The sequence below is a fragment of the Saccharopolyspora hordei genome (genome assembly GCF_013410345.1).
Classification (GTDB): Bacteria; Actinomycetota; Actinomycetes; order Mycobacteriales; family Pseudonocardiaceae; genus Saccharopolyspora; species Saccharopolyspora hordei.
The window spans coordinates 2,417,700-2,436,458 of the sequence record NZ_JACCFJ010000001.1; the positions used below are offsets into that span (position 1 = coordinate 2,417,700).

Annotated in this window: 16 protein-coding genes and 1 pseudogene; 13 read left to right on the plus strand and 4 right to left on the minus strand. The window is 72.5% G+C overall.

Annotated features, from left to right (window positions below):
• Positions 1 to 22: 22 nt before the first annotated feature.
• Complete coding sequence (gene hisS / locus HNR68_RS11315; RefSeq protein WP_179720253.1) at positions 23 to 1,291, plus strand: histidine--tRNA ligase; 1,269 nt, start codon at positions 23 to 25, stop codon at positions 1,289 to 1,291.
• Entirely contained in the window at positions 1,288 to 1,926 is a 639-nt protein-coding gene (locus HNR68_RS11320) for a hypothetical protein (RefSeq protein WP_179720255.1), read from the plus strand. The genes hisS and HNR68_RS11320 overlap by 4 nt, the downstream gene beginning before the upstream one ends.
• On the opposite strand, the gene HNR68_RS11325 is transcribed toward HNR68_RS11320, so the two are convergent.
• Positions 1,923 to 3,350, minus strand: coding sequence for a YibE/F family protein (locus HNR68_RS11325; RefSeq protein WP_179720257.1), 1,428 nt, complete (start codon positions 3,348 to 3,350; stop codon positions 1,923 to 1,925). The two genes, HNR68_RS11320 and HNR68_RS11325, sit on opposite strands and share 4 nt — an antisense overlap.
• Before the next feature lie 262 nt (positions 3,351 to 3,612).
• Here HNR68_RS11325 and HNR68_RS11330 point away from each other — a divergent pair, with 262 nt between their 5' ends.
• Positions 3,613 to 4,707: an Rv2578c family radical SAM protein gene (locus tag HNR68_RS11330; protein WP_179720259.1), complete on the plus strand. Its 1,095-nt coding sequence runs from the start codon at positions 3,613 to 3,615 to the stop codon at positions 4,705 to 4,707.
• Positions 4,708 to 4,919: 212 nt separating this feature from the next.
• The gene (locus tag HNR68_RS11335) at positions 4,920 to 5,279 is read left to right on the plus strand and encodes a RidA family protein (RefSeq protein ID WP_179720261.1); all 360 of its coding nucleotides are present in this window, start codon (positions 4,920 to 4,922) and stop codon (positions 5,277 to 5,279) included.
• Here the strand turns inward: HNR68_RS11335 and HNR68_RS27585 are convergent.
• A complete protein-coding gene (locus HNR68_RS27585; protein ID WP_425502868.1) occupies positions 5,209 to 5,976 on the minus strand; it encodes a DUF6461 domain-containing protein in 768 nt (255 codons plus the stop codon). The two genes, HNR68_RS11335 and HNR68_RS27585, sit on opposite strands and share 71 nt — an antisense overlap.
• A 530-nt stretch (positions 5,977 to 6,506) precedes the next feature.
• On the opposite strand from HNR68_RS27585, the gene HNR68_RS27405 reads away from it, so the two are divergent.
• A complete protein-coding gene (locus HNR68_RS27405; RefSeq protein ID WP_179720265.1) occupies positions 6,507 to 7,670 on the plus strand; it encodes an acyl-CoA dehydrogenase family protein in 1,164 nt (387 codons plus the stop codon).
• Positions 7,671 to 7,719: 49 nt separating this feature from the next.
• Here the strand turns inward: HNR68_RS27405 and HNR68_RS11350 are convergent, their stop codons facing one another.
• Positions 7,720 to 8,160: a peptidase inhibitor family I36 protein gene (locus HNR68_RS11350; protein ID WP_179720267.1), complete on the minus strand. Its 441-nt coding sequence runs from the start codon at positions 8,158 to 8,160 to the stop codon at positions 7,720 to 7,722.
• Between the two features lie 270 nt (positions 8,161 to 8,430).
• On the opposite strand from HNR68_RS11350, the gene HNR68_RS11355 reads away from it, so the two are divergent.
• Positions 8,431 to 9,408, plus strand: coding sequence for an AraC-like ligand-binding domain-containing protein (locus HNR68_RS11355; RefSeq protein WP_246330431.1), 978 nt, complete (start codon positions 8,431 to 8,433; stop codon positions 9,406 to 9,408).
• A gap of 343 nt (positions 9,409 to 9,751) precedes the next feature.
• On the opposite strand, the gene HNR68_RS11360 is transcribed toward HNR68_RS11355, so the two are convergent.
• Positions 9,752 to 10,795, minus strand: a complete 1,044-nt coding sequence (locus HNR68_RS11360; RefSeq protein WP_179720269.1) for a hypothetical protein — start codon at positions 10,793 to 10,795, stop codon at positions 9,752 to 9,754.
• Between the two features lie 491 nt (positions 10,796 to 11,286).
• On the opposite strand from HNR68_RS11360, the gene aspS reads away from it, so the two are divergent.
• The 7 genes and pseudogenes from aspS to HNR68_RS11390 all read left to right on the plus strand — a co-directional run bounded on the left by aspS (position 11,287) and on the right by HNR68_RS11390 (position 18,720).
• Positions 11,287 to 13,107 carry an aspartate--tRNA ligase gene (gene aspS / locus HNR68_RS11365; RefSeq protein ID WP_179720271.1) on the plus strand — a complete coding sequence of 607 codons (1,821 nt, stop codon included), beginning with the start codon at positions 11,287 to 11,289 and terminating at the stop codon, positions 13,105 to 13,107.
• Positions 13,108 to 13,756: 649 nt separating this feature from the next.
• On the plus strand, positions 13,757 to 14,962 hold the full coding sequence (locus tag HNR68_RS11370; RefSeq protein ID WP_425502917.1) for a hypothetical protein: 1,206 nt from the start codon (positions 13,757 to 13,759) through the stop codon (positions 14,960 to 14,962).
• Between the two features lie 28 nt (positions 14,963 to 14,990).
• Positions 14,991 to 15,176, plus strand: a pseudogene (locus HNR68_RS27590) (hypothetical protein); the annotation flags it as partial.
• 116 nt (positions 15,177 to 15,292) lie between these two features.
• Positions 15,293 to 15,751: a GNAT family N-acetyltransferase gene (locus HNR68_RS27410; RefSeq protein WP_343050069.1), complete on the plus strand. Its 459-nt coding sequence runs from the start codon at positions 15,293 to 15,295 to the stop codon at positions 15,749 to 15,751.
• 338 nt (positions 15,752 to 16,089) lie between these two features.
• Positions 16,090 to 16,476 carry a hypothetical protein gene (locus tag HNR68_RS11380; protein ID WP_179720275.1) on the plus strand — a complete coding sequence of 129 codons (387 nt, stop codon included), beginning with the start codon at positions 16,090 to 16,092 and terminating at the stop codon, positions 16,474 to 16,476.
• A gap of 49 nt (positions 16,477 to 16,525) precedes the next feature.
• The gene (locus tag HNR68_RS11385; RefSeq protein WP_179720276.1) at positions 16,526 to 17,122 is read left to right on the plus strand and encodes a carbonic anhydrase; all 597 of its coding nucleotides are present in this window, start codon (positions 16,526 to 16,528) and stop codon (positions 17,120 to 17,122) included.
• Positions 17,123 to 17,211: 89 nt separating this feature from the next.
• A complete protein-coding gene (locus HNR68_RS11390; RefSeq protein WP_179720277.1) occupies positions 17,212 to 18,720 on the plus strand; it encodes a SulP family inorganic anion transporter in 1,509 nt (502 codons plus the stop codon).
• Positions 18,721 to 18,759: the final 39 nt, after the last annotated feature.

Consider the following 18,759-nt stretch of genomic DNA (forward strand, 5'->3'; position numbering starts at 1 on the left):
CGAGGACAGAGAACCCCCACACATGAGCACGTTCACCGCCCCCAAGGGCATCCCGGAGTACTACCCGCCGGAATCGGCCGGCTTCCTGGCGGTCCGCGACACCCTGGCCGACGCGGCCCGCCGGGCCGGGTACGGCTACATCGAGCTGCCGCTGTTCGAGGACACCTCCCTGTTCGCCCGCGGCGTCGGCGAGTCCACCGACGTGGTGACCAAGGAGATGTACACCTTCGCCGACCGCGGCGGCCGGTCGGTGACGCTGCGCCCGGAGGGCACCGCGGGCGTGACCAGGTCGGTCATCGAGCACGGCCTCGACCGCGGCCAGCTGCCGGTGAAGCTCTACTACAGCGGTGCGTTCTTCCGCTACGAGCGGCCGCAGGCCGGGCGCTACCGGCAGCTGCAGCAGCTCGGCGTGGAGGCGATCGGCGTCGACGACCCGGCGCTGGACGCCGAGGTCATCGCGATCGCCGACGAGGGCTACCGCCGGCTGGGCCTGACCGGGCACCGCATCGAGATCACCTCGCTCGGCGACAGCACCTGCCGCCCCGCCTACCGGGCCAAGCTGCAGGAGTTCCTGCGCGGCCTGCCGCTGGACGAGGAGACCCGCCGCCGCGCCGAGCTCAACCCGCTGCGGGTGCTCGACGACAAGCGGCCCGAGGTGCGGGAGATGGTCGCCGACGCGCCGCTGATGGTCGACCACCTCTCGGCCGAGGCGAAGGAGCACTACGAGCAGGTCAAGCAGCACCTGGTCGACCTGGGCGTGCAGTTCGTGGAGAACCCGCGCTTGGTGCGCGGCCTGGACTACTACACGAAGACGACCTTCGAGTTCGTGCACGACGGGCTCGGCGCGCAGTCCGGCATCGGCGGCGGTGGCCGCTACGACGGCCTGATGGCCGAGCTCGGCGGCCAGGAGCTGTCCGGGGTCGGGTTCGGCCTCGGCGTGGACCGCACCCTGCTGGCCTGCCAGGCCGAGGGCCTCGCGGTCGGCGACGCGGCCCGCTGCGACGTGTACTGCGTGCCGATGGGGGAGACGGCCAAGCGCCGGCTGGTCGCGGCCGCGGGCGGTCTCCGGGCGGCCGGTGTCCGCGTCGACGTCGCCTACGGCGGCAAGGGTCTCAAGGGCGCGATGAAGGCCGCGGACCGCTCCGGTGCGCGGTTCGCGCTGGTGCTCGGCGAGCGGGACCTGGAAGCGGGGACCGCGCAGCTCAAGGAGCTGGCCACCGGGGAGCAGCGGCCGGTCTCCCTGGAAGACCTGGTCGACGAGGTGCGCGCGGCCGTGGCGGAGGCCAGATGAGCGGAACCGAGGAGATCTCGCTCGACCTGCTGGACCGCAAGACGGTCAAGGCCCGGGCGCGCGGCATCATGATCGCGGCCGTCCTCGTGGCGGCCGCGTTCGGCGGCGTCGTGGGCCTGTTCGCGGGCGTCCCGGGGTTCGTGATCGCGGCGGCGATCGTGGGCGTGCCGTTCCTGCTGCTGGCCCTGGTGGAGTCGCGCAAGACCCTGTCGCTGCGCGACGGCCAGGTGCTCGCCCGCGCGCTGGGCACCCGGGTGGTGTCGCTGAAGGAGGCGGACCGGCTGGAGCTGTTCGTCACCGACCTGCGCGGGGCGCGCACGGTGAACCTGCTGGTGGGCGGGCCTCCCAAGGGCAAGGCGATCAGCGTGTCGCTGGCCATGTACGCCGGTACCGGCGGGCGTGAGCTGGGCGTCTACGCGCTGCGGCGGTTGGCGGACACGCTCGCCGGCAACCCCGACACGCGGGCGCTGGTGCTGTCGCAGCTCATCGTCGAGCAGCTGCGGTCGGAGGCCCGTGGCGACGCGGCCCCGCAGCGCCCGCTCTACGTGCTGGCCTCCACGGCCCCGCAGGGCCGCGTGGCCCAGCGCCTCAACCCGGACGCGGTCTCCCGCTTCGTCGCAGAACTGGGCCGCTAACGCCGTTCTCCCGGGGCCCGGCCTCCTGCGCGCCGTGGGTTCGCCGGACGGCCGGGTGGGCGCCTGCGCAGCGTGGGGGTCTCGGCGCCGGTGGCGGCGGCCCGCCCGACCCGGTCGGCCACCGACGCCTGCGCGCTCCCCGCGGGTTCCCGGACGGCCACCGCGGCGGCGATCGCGGTGGTGATCGGCACCGCGGCCACCAGGCCGATGCTGCCGACCAGCGTCCGCACCACCTCCTGCGCGACGGCCTGGGAGGTGACGATCTCGTCGAAGCTGCGCCCGGACAGCGCGTAGGCCATCAGCATCGGCAGGGCCGTCCCGGCGTAGGCCAGCACCAGCGTGTTCACCGCGGAGGCCACGTGGTCGCGGCCGATCTGCAGGCCGGAGGAGTACAGCTGCCGCCAGGTCAGCGACGGGTTGGCCTTGCGCAGCTCCCACACCGCGCTGGTCTGGGTGACGGTGACGTCGTCGAGCACGCCCAGCGCGCCGATCACGACCCCGGCCAGCAGCAGCCCGCGCGCGTCGATCGGGGTGCCGAGCAGGCCCATCAGGCTGGAGGTGTCCTCGTCCAGCCCGGTGAGCCGGGTGGCCGCCGCGAACACCGCGCTGAGCACCCCGATGAGCGCCAGGCTCAGCATCGTGCCCAGCACGGCCGTGGAGGTCCGCGCGGAGAAGCCGTGCGTCAGGTACAGCGCGATGAACATGATCACCCCGGCCCCGACGATCGCCACCAGCAGTGGGTCCTCGCCGGCGAGCACGGCCGGCAGCACGAAGCCGATCAGCACCGCGAAGCTCAACCCGAGCGCGCCGAGCGCGGCGAGGCCCTGCCACCTTCCGAGCACGAGCACCGCCCCGGCGAACACCAGGGCCAGCACCAGCAGCGGAGTGCCGCGCTGGAAGTCGACGACCTGGTAGGAGCTCGGCTCCCGGGGATCTGCGCCGGAGTAGCTGAGCACGACCTGGTCGCCGACCGCGAACCGCGGGGAGCCCGGGTCGGTGGGCACGACCTGCTGGATGGTCTGCCCGGGGCGGGGCCCGTCCTGCATCCGCACGTCGAGGACCGCGCACTCGTCCTGCTCCGGCGCGTCCGCGGTGCACGGGCCCCGGACGGCGGAGAGGACCTCACCGTTCACCGGCTGCTGCCCGAACCCCAGGTCGGCGCCGGTGCGCGGTTCGTGCCCGAAGGGGTGGAGCAGCAGCACCCCGACGATCGCCGCCAGCGCGAACGGCACGAGGGCGATGGCCAGCACGCGCTTGACCTGCGTGGAGGCCGGTTCGACCGGCCCGTGGCCGTGCCCGTGCCCGTGCCCGTGGGTGGGCGGGGTGCTGGCGGGCCGCCGCCCCGAGCCGCGCGGGCGGCGGGGGCGGGCGCGGTGCTCACCACCGGGCGTGGGTGGCTCAGCGGCAGGAGAGCGCTCGGTCACCGGGCAATTATGGGGACCGCGCGCCCGGCACCCGTGCCAGAGGGGCACCGGCGGCGATCTCAGCCACTCCCGGCCTCGCTCCGGCCGTCACCACGATCGGCTGATGTGGCGGAACACGACTCGACACGATCTCGAATGTGAGTTCGACTTGGTGGAGACACGCCGGGACTGCCGGAACCCGACGGCGTCGCGGTCCGGCGCTGCGCTGCACGGTCGCACGCCGGACACTGACGCCGACGAGCCAGGAACGGAGCTTCGAGCCATGCGGTGGGAACGCCAGCGGGTGACGCCGCCGAAGGGGAGCGCGGCCGCTCCCGAGCTGCCCTTGGGGCTGCCCGAAGGCGCCCCCGGCTCGGCGGAGCAGCGGCCGCGCGCAGGACTGCGCCTGCCGGACCCGGTGCCCATCGAGGCGGGCACCGAGGACGCCTTCGCGATCGAGGTCCATGCGAAGTCGATCATCAACCGGGTGCCGGGCGAGGCCGCCGTGCCCTTCGGCTGGACGATCAACCCGTACCGGGGCTGCGGGCACGCGTGCCGGTACTGCTTCGCGCGTCGGACCCACACGTACCTGGACCTGGACGCGGGGCACGACTTCGACAGCAAGGTCGTGGTCAAGGTCAACGCCGGGACGCTGCTGCGCAAGGAGCTGGCCAGCCCGCGCTGGAAGGGCGAGCCGATCGCGATGGGGACCAACACCGACCCCTACCAGCGCGCGGAGGGCCGCTACCGGCTGATGCCGCAGATCATCTCGGCGCTGCGCGACCGGGCCAACCCGTTCTCCATCCTGACCAAGGGCACGCTGGTCCTGCGCGACCTCGACCTGATCGTGCAGGCCGCCGAGGTGGCGCCGGTGTCGGTGGCGACCTCGGTGGGCTCGGTCGACGAGACGCTGTGGCGGGCCGTCGAGCCAGGAGCGCCGTCCCCGCTCCGGCGGCTGGACGTGGTGCGCCGCTTCGCCGACGCCGGGATCGGGTGCTCGGTGCTGATGGCGCCGGTCCTGCCGGGGCTCAGCGACAGCCCGGAGCAGATCGACGCCACGGTGCGGGAGCTGGTCGCCGCCGGCGCCGCGAGCATCACCCCGCTGGTGCTGCACCTGCGGCCGGGTGCGCGGGAGTGGTACCACGCCTGGCTCAGCCGCGAACGCCCCGACCTGCTGCCGCTGTACGAGCGGCTGTACCGCAACGGCGCGTACGCCCCCAAGGCCTACCAGCGAGAGGTCATCGCCCGGGTCGACGAGGCCAAGCGCCGCCACGGGCTGACACCCCCGCCACGCCCGGAGAACTTCCGCACGCAGCACCGTGAACCACCCCAGTCCGACGCAGACCGCGACCGCGAGCGCCAGCTCGCGCTGCTGTGACGAGCGGGCGCTGCGAGCCGGCGCGGGACCGCCGACGTCGACAGCGATGGCGGCGAGCGCACGTCGGTTCCAGCGGAACGACTGCGTTCTCGGTTGTGCTCGGCTGTCCGAGTCGGTCTCGCCCAGCCTCACCAGGACACCCTGGAACGCGGCTGCGCTGGTGCGCGGAAATGCGCTGTGGTCGTGATCGGTGTTCTGGTTGGGTGAGGACCATGAGTGCAGGCGCGACCTACAGCACGGCCCGCATCGCGACGGGCCCGGTGCTGTTCATCTCCGGCCAAACCCCTGCCGACCCCGACGGGTCCACACCGTCCGACGTCGAGGAGCAGACCCGGCTGGTGCTCGCGAAGATCCAGGACGTGCTGGTCGAGCACGGGTGCGGGTGGGGCGACGTCGTCAAGGTGACCTACTACCTGCGCGACATCGCCGACCTGGACGTCGTCCGGACGGTGATCCGCGATGTGGTACCGGAACCGCGGCCCGCGGCGACCCTCGCGCAGGTCAGTGCCTTCGTCGACCCGTCCTTCGCCGTGGAGGTCGACGCCGTCGCCGACCTCGGCAACCGCCCCTGACGGCCCGGCCACCCGAGCGGTGAGCCTCGCGCCTGGCGACGGGTGCGAGGCTCAAGGGGCAGGCGGCGCGGTGCCGCAGACCGCCTCCTCGCCGATGGGGACCGGGCGCGGTCTGGGCAGTGTCGCGGACGATCCCTGCCGTCAGCGGCACCTCGAAGACCGTGGCCTCGTCGACCTCGACCCCGAAGACCCGTCGCACGAGTTCCACGGCCCCGGGGGCGCCGGTGTTCCGCTCTGCTCCCGGCTCCAGGCTGACCTCGGTCATCACCGACAGGAACCGGTCAGGCTCCAGCCCACCCCGGTTGTCCGGGATCGCCGGCTCGAACCACGTGACCAGCCGCCCGTGGGCGGCGTACTGGAACAGGTCCATGCCTTCGGCCTGGCGCACCGCGACTGCCTCGGCGTCGCGTGACAGCGCCTCCAGCTTGCCCGGCCGGACCCCCTCCCAGCTGTCCAGCTCCACCACGACGGTCCAGTCCCCGGCAGGTCGTGGGCGCGCACGACCCTGCAGCCGTCCGATGACCGGGCGACGGCGTCCGCCGCGGTGACCCTGTCGTCGCGCAGCACCGCTGCACCGAGCCTCCGGAGGGCCTCCTCCGGTGCGACTCCGCGGACGAACGTCGCGCAGAGCAGGGTGATGCCGGGGGCGTCGAGCCACGTGTAGCCGTCTGCGTCGCCGGTCATGGCCGCACTCCACGGATCGCCGGGGGCTGGGGTGCCCCCGCGAGGGACCGGGACCGCTCGCCGTCCACCGCCTCGTCCCGTGACGTCACGGTCACACGTAGCCGTCGGACAGGGTCTGCCACTGCTCGGGGTCGTGGCCTGCGCGGCGGGATCACTGTGGACGGTCACCGGCCGGAGGTCGCGCCGGTCTTCCGGGAGACCATCCCCCGGGCCGAGAGCACCGAGGTGACGGTGACCGAGGTGCACCCGCTCCGCGACTTCGGCGGCTCCGGCGACCGCCTGCGCGGTGGCGGCCTGGTCGGGTTGGGACCGGCCGTGCGCGTGGCCGCCTCCCGCGGCGAGCCCCACGTCATCGCCGCCCCGGACGCCGACGACCTCGCCGCGGAGGAGCTGCGCCCAGCCGGTGGCCCGCCCTCCTCGAACGGCGTGACGGCGACGCCTGGACACCTCGACCCCCTACCGGGGGCGCCAGCGCGCCAGCGAGGTGGACCTGTCCGATGCTGCGGATGTCGACGCTCCGATCGACCACCGCGAGGAGACGCCGTGCCCGACATCATCGCCCGGATCCGACAGCACTCCGACTTCTGGCGGGAGAACGCGCCGCGAGCCGAGCAGCTCGGGCGGCTCCCCGACGACGTCGCCGCCAAGCTCACCGAGCTGGGCGTGGTCCGGTTGCTGCAGTCCAAGCGGTACGGCGGCTGCGAGGCGCACCCGCGGACGTTCTTCGAGAGCGTCTTCGAGCTGGGTCGGCGCTGCGGCTCGACGGGGTGGGTCGCCGGGGTGGTCGGCGTGCACCCGCACGAGCTGTCCCAAGCCGACCCGCGCCTGCAGGAGGAGCTCTGGGGACAGGACCCGGACACCTGGGTGGCGTCGCCCTACGCGCCCATGGGCAGGGCCACCCCGGTGCCGGGCGGGTACGACCTCACCGGGCGGTGGTCCTTCTCCTCCGGCACCGACCACTGCCAGTGGGTGGTGATCGGCGGACGGGTCCTGGACGACACCGGGGAGCAGATCGGGACCGCCCACTTCTGCCTGCCCAGGGGCGACTACGAGATCGTCGACGGGTCCTGGGAGGTGATGGGGCTGCGGGGGACGGGGTCGAAGGACCTCGTCGTGGAGCACGCCTTCGTCCCCGAGCACCGGGTCATCGCCCAGGAGGAGATCGTCGCGGGCACCGCCGCGCGGGCCCAGGGGCTGGACAACCCGCTCTACTCCCTCCCGCGCGACATCGTCTTCTCCGGGGCGATCACGATGGCCACCCTGGCCCTCTGCCAGGGAGTCCTCGACGCCTACGTCGAGCACGCGCGCGACCGGGTGTCCCGGATCGGTGGGAAGGCCAGCCGCGACCCGCACACCCTCGCCGCCCTCGCCGAGTCGGCGGCCGACATCCAGTCGGCGGTGCAGCACTTCCACTGGGACGTCGACCGCGTCTACGACACGGCGGCCGCGGGCGACGTCGTCGACAAGGACCTCCGCATCGAGGTCCGCCGCAACCAGGCGCACCAGAGCGCCCGAGCGGTGGCCGCGGCCGACCGCCTGTTCGTCAACGCCGGCGGCGCCTCGCTGCACCTCTCCCACCCGCTCCAGCGCATGTGGCGGGACGCCCACGCCGCCCGCAACCACATGATGAACACCACCGGCCCCGCCTACGAGCAGTACGGCCTGAACCTGTTCGGCCACGAGCTGCCGAAGAACGCCCGCTACTAGCGCAGCGGCGCGGGCCTTCAAGCACGCGATCGGCCCGCGCCGCCGGCGGTCAGTTGATCTGGACGCAGCTGGCCTCGTTGTCGAACTCGTTGTCGGTCAAGTCGCGGTCCTCGGACTCGGGGCGGGCCGTGTAGCGGTCACCGTCGCAGCTCTGGGCGTTGGACTGGAGCGTCACGTAGCGCCCGGTGTTGTTGATCATGGAGCTCGCGCCGTTGTGGACGGGGCGGTTGGTGCCTTCCCAGTTGCGGTTGCGGAGATCGCGGTCGTCGTCGTAGAAGATCGCGATCCCGCCGCCGAAGTCGTCGTCCTCGAAGAGGCAGAAGGCGTTCGCTGGGCACGCGGGGTTGTCGCGGGGTTCCACGTCGGACAGACGAGAGGCGTTCGCCGGCACGTAGTTGTCCGGGGGCGTCGCCTGGGCGCCGGAGACCAGCGCGCCGGTGAGCAGGGCGCTCGTCGCGAGAGTGACCAGCAGTCGTCGTGTCGTGCGCATCGTGCTGCCTTCCTTCCTGTGCTGTCCCTGCTCCGCACCGCAGGGGTGGCCTCGTCGGCCTCGGATCGTGCGTGGTCGAGGGTTCCGTGATCGACGACGCAGCCGTTAGGCAGCGAGTGCACAGTTCTTTGCCCACAGGTCCACGGACGTGCGGGCGTGCTCTGTTCGGGGGTGATCAAGGCGGGTGCACGCCGGTCGGGTCGGGCTCCTGCCAGGGGCGGACGAGCGCGGCGTTGCTGGGGACGCCGCTGACGGTTCTGGGGAGGTTGGATGATCGACACTGTCTTCCGCAGCGAGGAGCTGCCCGCGTCCCAGCGGTTCGAGCGCTGGCGGGCGCTGCTGGCCCAGGCGCCGGTGCCGATGCGGGCGAGCTGCGACCACGCCTCGGACTTCGCGGTGCACCAGCGTGATCTGCACCTGGAGGGCCTGCGGGTGTGGACGATGACGTTCCAGCCGATGGTCTTCCACCGGACCCCGAAGCTGGTCCGCGAGTCCGATCCGGAGACCTACAACGTCTGCGTGCTGCTCAACGGCACGATGGGGCGCACCTGGGACGGGCGCGAAGCGGTCTACGGCCCGGACGAGCTGCACGTCTTCGACTCGTCCCAGCCGTTCCGGCTGCGGGCCACGAGCACGCGGGGGCCGGTGTCCTGCGTCGGTGTCGAGATCCCCCGGAAGCAGCTGACGCTGCCGCCGGGCCGGGCCGAGCGGTTGGTCGGGCGGCCGGTGCCGGCGCGCAGCGGGATCGCGGCCCTGTTGGCGGGGACCCTGCAGCACCTGACCACCGACACCTCGCCGTACCGGCCCACCGACGAACCGCACCTGGGCGCCGTTCTCGGCGAGCTCGTCACCGCGCTGGTCTGCCACGTCACCGAGGACGAGGACCGCAGCCTGCGGCCGGAGACCCACCGGCGGACCCTGACCGCGCGCATCCGGCAGTTCATCCGGCGGCACCTGCACGACCCGCAGCTGACCCGGGACGCGATCGCCGCCGCCCACCACATCTCGACCAGCTACCTGCACCGGCTGTTCCAGGAAGACGGCATGCCGGTCATGGCGTGGGTCCGCCACCAGCGCCTGGAGCGCGCCCGCCGCTCCCTCGCCGATCCCGGCCTGCGCTCGGTGCCCGTCGGTGAGATCGGCGCGAGGTGGGGGTTCACCAGCCACAGCGACTTCACCCGGGCGTTCCGCGCCGCCTACGGGGCCCCGCCGCGCGAGTACCGGCACCAGGTGCTCCGAGACCACTAGTGGACGGCCGCGGTCCGCGGCCCCTGACCGCCGGCTGCGCGCGCGATCGGAGACTCCCGCGGTGGAGGTCCTGGTCCTGGCCCGGTCGCTGTCGCACCATTCTGAGGGGTGCCGATTTCTGCCCCGCGAGGGATCTGGCGACAACACCTTCAGGCTAGCGGATGCACATCATTTTCGACTGGCGGGGATTGAATGCAAGAAATCGATTGCTGGCACGTTTCGGAAATCGGTCTCCCGTTTCCGTTCTGTGAACGACGGCCGGCCCTCGTCGGGACCGGCCGTCGTTCCGCAATGAGTTCGATATGTGGTTACGCTGCGTACTTCACCGTTTCGCCATTTCAGCTCAACGGGTGGTGGTGCGAGAGGAGGAGCTGCACCCCAGCTGGTCCTCGGGCTGCCACCGGACGCCGAACACACCCATCCCGAAGTCCAGCGCCACCGCGTGGGTGCGGCCGAACCGGTCCACGGTGAGCGGCTTCGGGGGCTCCACCTCCTGCGTGGTGGAGTCGCCGACGTAGCTCTCGCAGTGGGTCGGCGGGTGAGCCGGGTCGAACTGCAGCTCCACCACGTACTGCCGGACCGGGAGCCGGAACAGCCGGCAGAAGCTGTGCTCGGCCTCGTTCGGGCCGGTCGGCGGGTCGATGATCTCGTACTCCAGCAGCATCGTCTCGCCGCGGGCCAGCGTGCGGTCGAACAGCAGCTCGGCGACCACGAGGTCGCGGGCGTGGTCGGTGAGCACCTGGCCGAGCCGGCAGGACCGGATGGGCCGGATGATCGGCGGGGTCTCCCGGGAGGAGGCGCCGTCGAACATGATCACCCAGCGGTCCACGCCGTTGGTCTCGGCCCGGACCAGCTTGCGCGTGCGGATCTTGCGCAGCTCACCGCGCTGGTCGACGTGCACCACGTCGTGGTGGCTGAGCCGGGCGAGCTTGCTGTCGTGGCTGGTGTCGATCTTGGTGAGCAGCTCGGCGGCCGACTCGTTCTCCGACCACAGCGCGCTCAGCGGGGGCGCCTCGGCCGTGGCCTGCCGGGTGCGGCCGCGCGGGCGGGGCGGGCCGAGCAGTGCGGACAGCGAGCCCTCCGGGACGCCCAGGACCTGTTCCAGCTGCGCCAGCGCCAGCAGCGAGTCGGGGCGCTCGGGGCGGCGGCGACCGGACTGCCAGTAGCTCAACGCGGTGATGCTGACCGGTGTGCCGCGGGCGCGCAGCCGGTGCTGGATGCGCTCCAGGCTCAGCCTGCTGGCTCGGATCGCGGTGCGCAGGGCGGCCTCGAAGGGCCCGGTGCGCAGCAGTTCGGCGAGTTCGGCCGACAGCGCGTTCGTCCCGTGTGGCGCGTTCCGGACGGTCGGCTGCGCGGTCGGGCGGGCCTCTGTTTTGGGGCCGATCATCGTTACTCCTCGTGTCCGCCGAATCCGAACTTACGCTAATCAGTGGATCTGTGATCCGCAACGACCGAGTTCCGGTCGGCGGCTCCAACTAAAGTCGGAACAGGGGTCGCTCGAGGTGCTTTTCACGTCCTCTCGGCTCATGGGATCCCACAATGCCTCTGCACGATCGTCGATCGTGCGCCGAATCAGGTGAATTGTGACCCAGTCCGGCCGGAATTGGTATCGACCATTTGGCGCCGCTGCGGCGAACGGACGAACGCGGTCGACCCCGGCTCCACCGGCCCGGGCGGCGGGTGCGGGGTGGTGACGCTGCGCGGTGGCCCCGTCGACGCGCGGGCACCTGCCGGGCGTGCGCGGCGCCTCGTTGGCTAGCCTTGAAGGCCTGCGTCCTGCCTGCTGAACCCGCATGTCGCGCGGTCCGGCGGAGCGGGACGGCACCGAAGCACTGCCGTCGAAACGCTGCGAACAGCGGAAGAAGGAGCTCAGTACCCGTGATGCGCACGCACGAGACCGGATCGCTGCGCGCCGGTCATGCCGGGCAGACCGTCACCCTCGCCGGGTGGGTGGCGCGCCGTCGCGATCACGGCGGGGTCATCTTCATCGATCTGCGCGACGCTTCGGGCGTCGCCCAGGTCGTCTTCCGCGAGGGTGAGATGGCCGAGCGCGCTCACCGGCTGCGCTCCGAGTTCTGCGTGCAGGTCACCGGTGAGGTGGTCCGGCGCCCGGAGGGCAACGAGAACCCGGAGATCCCCACTGGCGAGATCGAGGTGACCGCCACCGAGCTGGAGGTGCTCTCCGAGTCCGCGCCGCTGCCGTTCCCGCTGGACGAGCACCTGGAGGTCGGCGAGGAGGTCCGGCTCAAGCACCGCTACCTGGACCTGCGCCGCCCCGGGCCGGCCAAGGCCATGCGCATGCGCAGCGAGATCAACCGCATCGCGCGGGAGGTCCTGCACCGGCGCGGCTTCGTCGAGGTCGAGACGCCCACCATGACGCGCTCGACGCCGGAGGGCGCGCGCGACTTCCTGGTCCCGGCCCGGCTGCAGCCCGGCAACTGGTACGCGCTGCCGCAGTCGCCGCAGCTGTTCAAGCAGCTGCTCATGGTCGGCGGCATCGAGCGGTACTTCCAGATCGCGCGCTGCTACCGGGACGAGGACTTCCGCGCCGACCGGCAGCCGGAGTTCACCCAGCTCGACATCGAGATGAGCTTCGTCGAGCAGGACGACGTCATCGAGCTGGGCGAGGAGGTCCTGGCCGCGCTGTGGAGCGAGCTCGCCGGGCACGAGATCCCGCGGCCGATCCCCCGCATCACCTACGCCGAGTCGATGGCCAAGTACGGCACCGACAAGCCGGACCTGCGCTTCGGCCTCGAGCTCACCGACATGACCGAGTACTTCAAGGACACCCCGTTCCGGGTCTTCCAAGCCCCGTACGTGGGTGCGGTGGTCATGCCGGGCGGCGCCAGCCAGCCGCGGCGACAGCTCGACGCCTGGCAGGAGTGGGCCAAGCAGCGCGGGGCCAAGGGCCTGGCCTACGTGCTCGTCGGCGAGGACGGCACGCTGTCCGGTCCGGTCGCCAAGAACCTCTCCGAGAGCGAGCGGGAGGGCCTGGCGAAGGCCGTCGGCGCCAACCCCGGCGACTGCGTGTTCTTCGCGGCCGGTCAGCCCTCGTCGGCCCGCGCCCTGCTCGGCGCGGCCCGGCTGGAGATCGGGGAGCGCTGCGGCCTCATCGACCACGACGCCTGGTCGTTCGTCTGGGTGGTCGACGCCCCGATGTTCGAGCCGGTCGACGAGAGCGACGACGTCGCGGTCGGCAGCGGCCGCTGGACCGCGGTGCACCACCCGTTCACCTCGCCGAACGCCGAGTGGGTGGACAAGTTCGAGCATGACCCGGCCAACGCCCTGGCCTGGGCCTACGACATCGTCTGCAACGGCAACGAGATCGGCGGTGGTTCCATCCGCATCCACCGCTCCGACGTCCAGAAGCGGGTGTTCGAGCTCCTGGGCATCTCCGAGGAGCAGGCGCAGGACAAGTTCGGCTTCCTGCTGGAGGCGTTCAAGTACGGCCCGCCGCCGCACGGCGGCATCGCCTTCGGCTGGGACCGCATCTGCATGCTGCTGGCCGGCGCCGACTCGCTGCGCGACGTCATCGCCTTCCCGAAGAGCGGTGGCGGGTTCGACCCGCTGACCGGGGCGCCGTCCCCGATCACCGTCGAACAGCGCAAGGAAGCGGGCATCGACGCCAAGCCGGCCGCCAAGGTCGGCGAGCACAGCCTGTCGGTGTTCCCGCCCGGGGTCGTGGAGAAGCAGGGCTGACGACGGCGCGAGGTGCTGCACCCGCGGGTGCGCTGAGCGGCCGCGCTCGGACCGGGTGCGGGCCGTGGTGACGGCGCACCGGGTGCAGCACCCGCCGCGTCGGAGTGCCGAGCGGTCGGCTCGGCGCACCACCACGGTGGCGCGCTGTGAACGGGACGTCACCGATCGGGCGGTTCTTCCGTCACCCCAGGTCATCACGCAGCGTGTCGCTGCTGGGCAGGACTTCCCGGCCTCCGCGCGGATCCGCCATGCTGGTCGGCGCGGTCCGGCCCGGTCCGCCGCGCGGTGGCGGCGGTGCGCCTGGGCCACCGCTCAGGTCGCGGTGGACCTGACCGCCGACCGTGGTGTCCGCGACGGTGCCCGGCGCTGTCGCGGCGAGAGGGCGAAGTGGGGTGACGGAGTGATCGCCCGGGAACTGCTGTAGGGGGACGGCGCGGAACGGCGCCGCCGTGCAACGCGCGCGGCACGGCGTTCCGTCCACGTCAGCGGGGCGGTGTGCGCAGGGGGGCGGTCGGTCGCCGCGGCAGTGGCGGACGGCTGCCCACCAGTGAACACGCTCCGATCACGAGTGCTGACCGGTTGTGTGTCACTTGACCGGTCATGGCCGCTCGGGTTCATGTTGTGGGGGTAGTGTCTGGAGACGATGAGCGTGGAGATCACCACCGGCCCTCCGGAGGTTCGCGTCCCGGTCAGCACCGAGGCGACTGACACCGTCGGGACCGCGGAAGCTGTGCTGAGCAAGCGGACCGGGGCTCCGGTCCGGCTTGCTGATGCCGAGGACCTCGGCGGTAGCGACCGCTCGGTAGTCATGCGGGTGCGGATCGCCGAGTCGCCCTTCGAGCTGCCCAGGACCGTCGTGGTCAAGCACTACGGCGAGTGCCCGGAGGACGCGCGGTCCGACCCGTTCGCGCACGAGGCGGCGAGCTGCCAGCTCACCACGGCGCTGCCGCCCGAAGTGCGGATCGGGCCGGAACTCATCGCGCACGACGCGAACGAGCGGCTGCTGGTCCTGGAGGACCTCGGCCGCGGCTCCACGCTGGCGGACGTGCTGTTCGCCGACGACTCCCGGGTGGCCGAGCGCGCCCTGCTGGCGTGGGCTCGGGCGCTCGGGCGGCTGCACAGCACCACCGCGGGCTGCGAAGCGGACTTCGACGCGCTGATGCGGCGCCTGGGCGCCAAGTCGTGGGTCGACCCGGTCGCCGACGACATCGTGCGCTCGGTGTCCGAGCTGCCGGAGCTGCTCACCCAGGTCCTCGGCGTGGACACCCCGGCGGGCATGGTCGAGCGGCTGCGGGCGGCGAGCGAGATGCTCGGGTCCAGCCGGTACCGGGCCTTCAGCCCGTCGGACATCTGCCCGGACAACAGCCTGGTGACCGGCAGCGGCGTGCGGTTCCTGGACTTCGAGTGGGGCTGCGTGCGCGACGTCGCGATGGACGCGGCGTACCTGCAGTACCCGTTCCCGTCGTCGTGGTGCTCCTACGCGCTGCCGGACAACCTCGCCGAGAGCATGCTGTCCACCTGGCGTTCGGAGATCGCCGAGGTGTGGCCGGAGCTGGACGACGACGCGGTGCTGATGCCGCGGCTGTTCAACGCCCAGCTGCTGTGGGTGTGGGTCTCGACGTGGTGGTTCCTGCCGCGGACGGGCGAGCTCGACCGGCCCATCGACCTGCACATGCCGTCCCCGCGCCGCAGCACGGCCCTGGTCGACCGCTGGCGGCACCTGCGCTCCGACGCGCAGGGGGCCGGGCTGGACGACGTGGCGGAGTTCGCCGACCGGGTCGTCGACGCGTTGGTCGACCGCTTCGGCGCGGGCGCCCTGCACCTGCTGCCGTACCCGGCCTTCCGCACCGAGTGACCGGGCGGCACCCCTCGCCGAGCACCGGATGACCGCGCGGGGGAGGAGCGTGCGGCCGGTGGGCGCGACCAGCGCGGAGGTCGAACGGGCGGCGGTGGCCACCTGGCCGGCGTCGACCGTGGCGCGGGTGGACGGCTGGGTCGTGCGGCACTGCGACCTGCTCGCGCGCAAGCGCTCGAACTCGGCACTGCCCCCGGCGGAGTGGGACCTGGACGGCCTGGAGCGGGTGGAGCGGTTCTACGCGGACCGCGGCGCGGCGGCGATCGTCCAGGTCAGCCCGCTGGACCAGCACGCCGAGCTGGACGCCGTGCTGGCCGAGCGGGGGTACGGGTGGTCGCGCCCACCGAGATCCTCCTCGCCGAGGCCGACCGGGTGCTCGCGGCCTGCTCGCCGGGGGAGTTCGAGGTCCGGTGCGAGCCGCGGCCGAGCTCGTCCTGGCTCGCCGCGGTCGCGGCGGTGGGCGGCGAGCCGGAGCCGAGCCTGGACCGGGTGCCGCAGCCCGCGCGGTTCGCGGTCGCGACGTGCGGCGGCGAGCCCGTCGGCGTCGGCTTGGCCGCCGCGTCCGGGGGCTGGTGCGGCGTCTACGGGATGGCCACCCACCCCGACTGGCGGCGGCGCGGCGTCGCCACCGCGGTCCTGCGGGCGGGGGCGCGGTGGGCGTCCGGTCTGGGGGCGCGGCTCTTCCTCCAGGTCGAGGAGGACAATCCCGGTGCGCGGCGGCTCTACGCCGCACTGGGCTTCCGGGGTTCGCACCGCTACCACTGCCGAGTTCGCTCCGTCTTCCCCTGACGTTTCCCGGACGTTTCCGGGACCTCCATTCCTGGCTCAAGAATTGAGCACTCGACCCGGTAATCCTCATCACACCGCCGACACTCCCCGTAGCGAACGCTGCGGAGGCACCGCAGCGGAGGGTGTGGTGTCCAGTCGGCGACCGGGTGAATTGCGCAGGTCGCGCGCCGGGATCAGCAATTCCGCACGGGTTCCGGATGCGGCCGGGCGGTGCAGCGACGGCTTGCGCACAGGTGCCTGTCATCGGATACCTTTGATCCAGCTCCCCGCTACTTCTTCCTCCTCTCGTCGATGACGCCGGTGGGGGGATCGGCTGCCCGAGAAACACGGAGGACCCAGTGCGCGGCACGGTGTGGCGCTTCACGAGAGCGGGCCTGTTCCTGCTCTTCGCGTTCGCGCTCACCGCGCTCGGCACGGCGGCCGCGCCGCCCGGTGACGGCTGCTCGCCGTCGCGGTGGGGACCTGCGGAGAACAAGCAGTCCGAGACCAAGGAGCACCGGGACGGCGCGAAGCTCCGCGAACGGCTGCCCGGCCTCGCGCTCGGCCGGCGCTGCGGACTCCGCGCGGAAGCCCACGGCGCGCCGCTGCCCCGGGTGCTGCAACCGGCCGGCGCCGACGAGAACGAACAACGACCGAGAACCGTCCCGGATCCTGGGAACGACGCCTACCACGCTTTCGTTCGGCTCAGACATTCCCCGGACACCCTCCAGGTCGTCCGGCACTGATCGCTCCCGTTCGCCGACATTCCCATGCCGACGAAACGGAGAGAACTGCATGAGCTTCGAACATTTCGTGCGACACGCCCGGCGTCACTCGAGCACGGTTCCCGCAGCTCGCCGGAAGCAACTGGCCGCGGGCCAGCGACCGGCCGCGCTGTTCATCGGCTGCTCCGATTCCCGGGTGGTCCCCTCGCAGATCACCGGCGCGGAACCAGGCACCCTGTTCGAACTGCGGACCGCCGGGAACGTGGTGCCGGAATACGCGCCGCACTCGGCGTCCAGCGAAATGGCGACCATCGAATACGCGGTGCTGCAGCTGCGGGTGCCGGACATCATCGTCTGCGGCCACTCGCACTGCGGCGCGGTCACCGCGCGGACCGTGGCCGGGCGCGGGCTGGAGCAGCTGCCCGCGCTGCGCACCTGGCTGGGCGCGGGCGGCACCGACGGCGCCGACCTGACGGACCCGGGCGTCCGCGCCGAGAGCAAGCAGCACATCCGCGTGCAGCTGCGGACCCTGCGCGAGTACCCGTTCATCCGCGAGCGCGTCGAGGCGGGTGAGCTGCGGTTGCACGGCTGGTTCTACGAGATCGACACCGGTCTGGTCTACGTGTGCCCGCAGTCGGCGGAGGACTCCGACTTCCTGCCGCTGTAGGCCCCTGCTCCCACGACGCCGCGCGCGATGGAGCGCGCGGCGCGACCCCGTTCACCCGAAAGAACTAAGATCCTGCCCCGGAGGGCACTGTGACACAACTCGACCTACCTGATGAGCGCCGCAAGTCCGGCGTTCCCCGGTGGCCGAAGGCCACCCTCGGCGCCGACCTGGGCGCCTCGCTCGTGGTGTTCCTGGTGGCGCTGCCGCTGTGCGTCGGTGTGGCCGTCGCCTCCGGCGTCCCGGCCGAGCTGGGCATCGTCACCGGCATCGTGGGCGGCCTCCTGGTCGGCCTGCTGCCCGGCAGCACGATGCAGGTCAGCGGCCCGGCCGCCGGGCTCACCGTGCTGGTGGCCGCGGCGGTGCAGCAGCACGGGCTCGGCGCCGTGGGCGTCATCGTGCTCGGCGCCGGGGTGCTGCAGATCGTGCTGGGCGTCAGCCGCCTGGGCAGCTGGTTCCGGGCGATCTCGCCCTCCGTGGTGCAGGGCATGCTGGCCGGCATCGGACTGGTGCTGATCCTCGGGCAGATCTACCCGGTCGGCGGCCTCGCCCAGCCCGAGAGCACGTTCGCGAAGCTCACCGGCATCCCGGACCTGCTCATCGCGGTGCTGACCACGCCGACCGGTCGCAGCGGCCTGGCGCTGGCGGTGCTGGCGCTGGTCATCACGGCCGTCTGGAAGAAGGTCCCGGGCAAGCTGAGCCTGGTGCCCGGGCCGCTGGTGGCCGTGGTGGTCACCAGCGCGCTGGCCGCGCTGCTGGTGCTGCCGGTGCAGAAGGTGCAGGTGGGGTCGCTGCTGGAGACCATCGACCCGCCGGGCGCGGCGGACTGGGGCCTGCTGACCGACCCCGCCGTGCTCGGGTCGATCGTCACCTTCACGTTGATCGCCTCGGCGGAGAGCCTGTTCAGCGCCGCGGCGGTGGACCGCATGCACGACGGGCCGAAGACCCAGTACAACAAGGAGCTCGTGGCGCAGGGCGTCGGCAACACCGTCTGCGGGGCGCTCGGCGCGCTGCCGATGACCGCGGTGATCGTGCGCAGCGCCGCCAACGTGCAGGCCGGGGCGAAGACGAAGCTCTCCCGCGTGTTGCACGGCCTCTGGCTGCTGCTGTTCGTGGTGCTGCTGCCGGGCGTGCTGTCGTTCGTCCCCACCGCGGTGCTCGCCGCCCTGCTCATCCAGGCCGGGTGGAAGCTGCTCGAACTGCGGCAGGTCGCCGCGCTGGTGCGGGAGCACCGCTCCGAGGCGTTCGTGCTCGTCCTCACCACGACCGCGATCGTGGCCACGGACCTGCTGATCGGCACCCTCACCGGCCTGGCCGTCGCCATCGTCAAGACCGCGCTCGAGGTGTCCCGGCTGTCGGTCAAGGCCGAGCACGGTGACGAGCAGGTGCGCGTCCAGCTGCGCGGCAACGCGACCTTCCTGCGGCTGCCGCGGCTGCTGGACCACCTCGACCAGCTGCCGGCCGGCAAGCACATCCACCTCGACCTGACCACGCTCCGGCACCTCGACCGTGCCTGCCACCAGGCGGTCGAGCACTGGGCCGCACAACGGCGGCGCAGCGACGGCACCGTGGAGGTGGCCCTGCCCTCCCAGGTGCGCTGACGGGCGGGAGCGCGCAGCGGTGGCCCGGCTGCGCGCTCA

Excerpts from the sequence above, each read along its gene's own strand:
- hisS (WP_179720253.1), top strand. The coding sequence starts at position 23 with ATGAGCACGTTCACCGCCCCCAAGGGCATCCCGGAGTACTACCCGCCG.
- HNR68_RS11320 (WP_179720255.1), top strand. The coding sequence starts at position 1,288 with ATGAGCGGAACCGAGGAGATCTCGCTCGACCTGCTGGACCGCAAGACG.
- HNR68_RS11330 (WP_179720259.1), top strand. The coding sequence starts at position 3,613 with ATGCGGTGGGAACGCCAGCGGGTGACGCCGCCGAAGGGGAGCGCGGCC.
- HNR68_RS11335 (WP_179720261.1), top strand. The coding sequence starts at position 4,920 with ATGAGTGCAGGCGCGACCTACAGCACGGCCCGCATCGCGACGGGCCCG.
- HNR68_RS11350 (WP_179720267.1), bottom strand. The coding sequence starts at position 8,160 with ATGCGCACGACACGACGACTGCTGGTCACTCTCGCGACGAGCGCCCTG.
- HNR68_RS11355 (WP_246330431.1), top strand. The coding sequence starts at position 8,431 with ATGATCGACACTGTCTTCCGCAGCGAGGAGCTGCCCGCGTCCCAGCGG.
- HNR68_RS11360 (WP_179720269.1), bottom strand. The coding sequence starts at position 10,795 with ATGATCGGCCCCAAAACAGAGGCCCGCCCGACCGCGCAGCCGACCGTC.
- HNR68_RS11385 (WP_179720276.1), top strand. The coding sequence starts at position 16,526 with ATGAGCTTCGAACATTTCGTGCGACACGCCCGGCGTCACTCGAGCACG.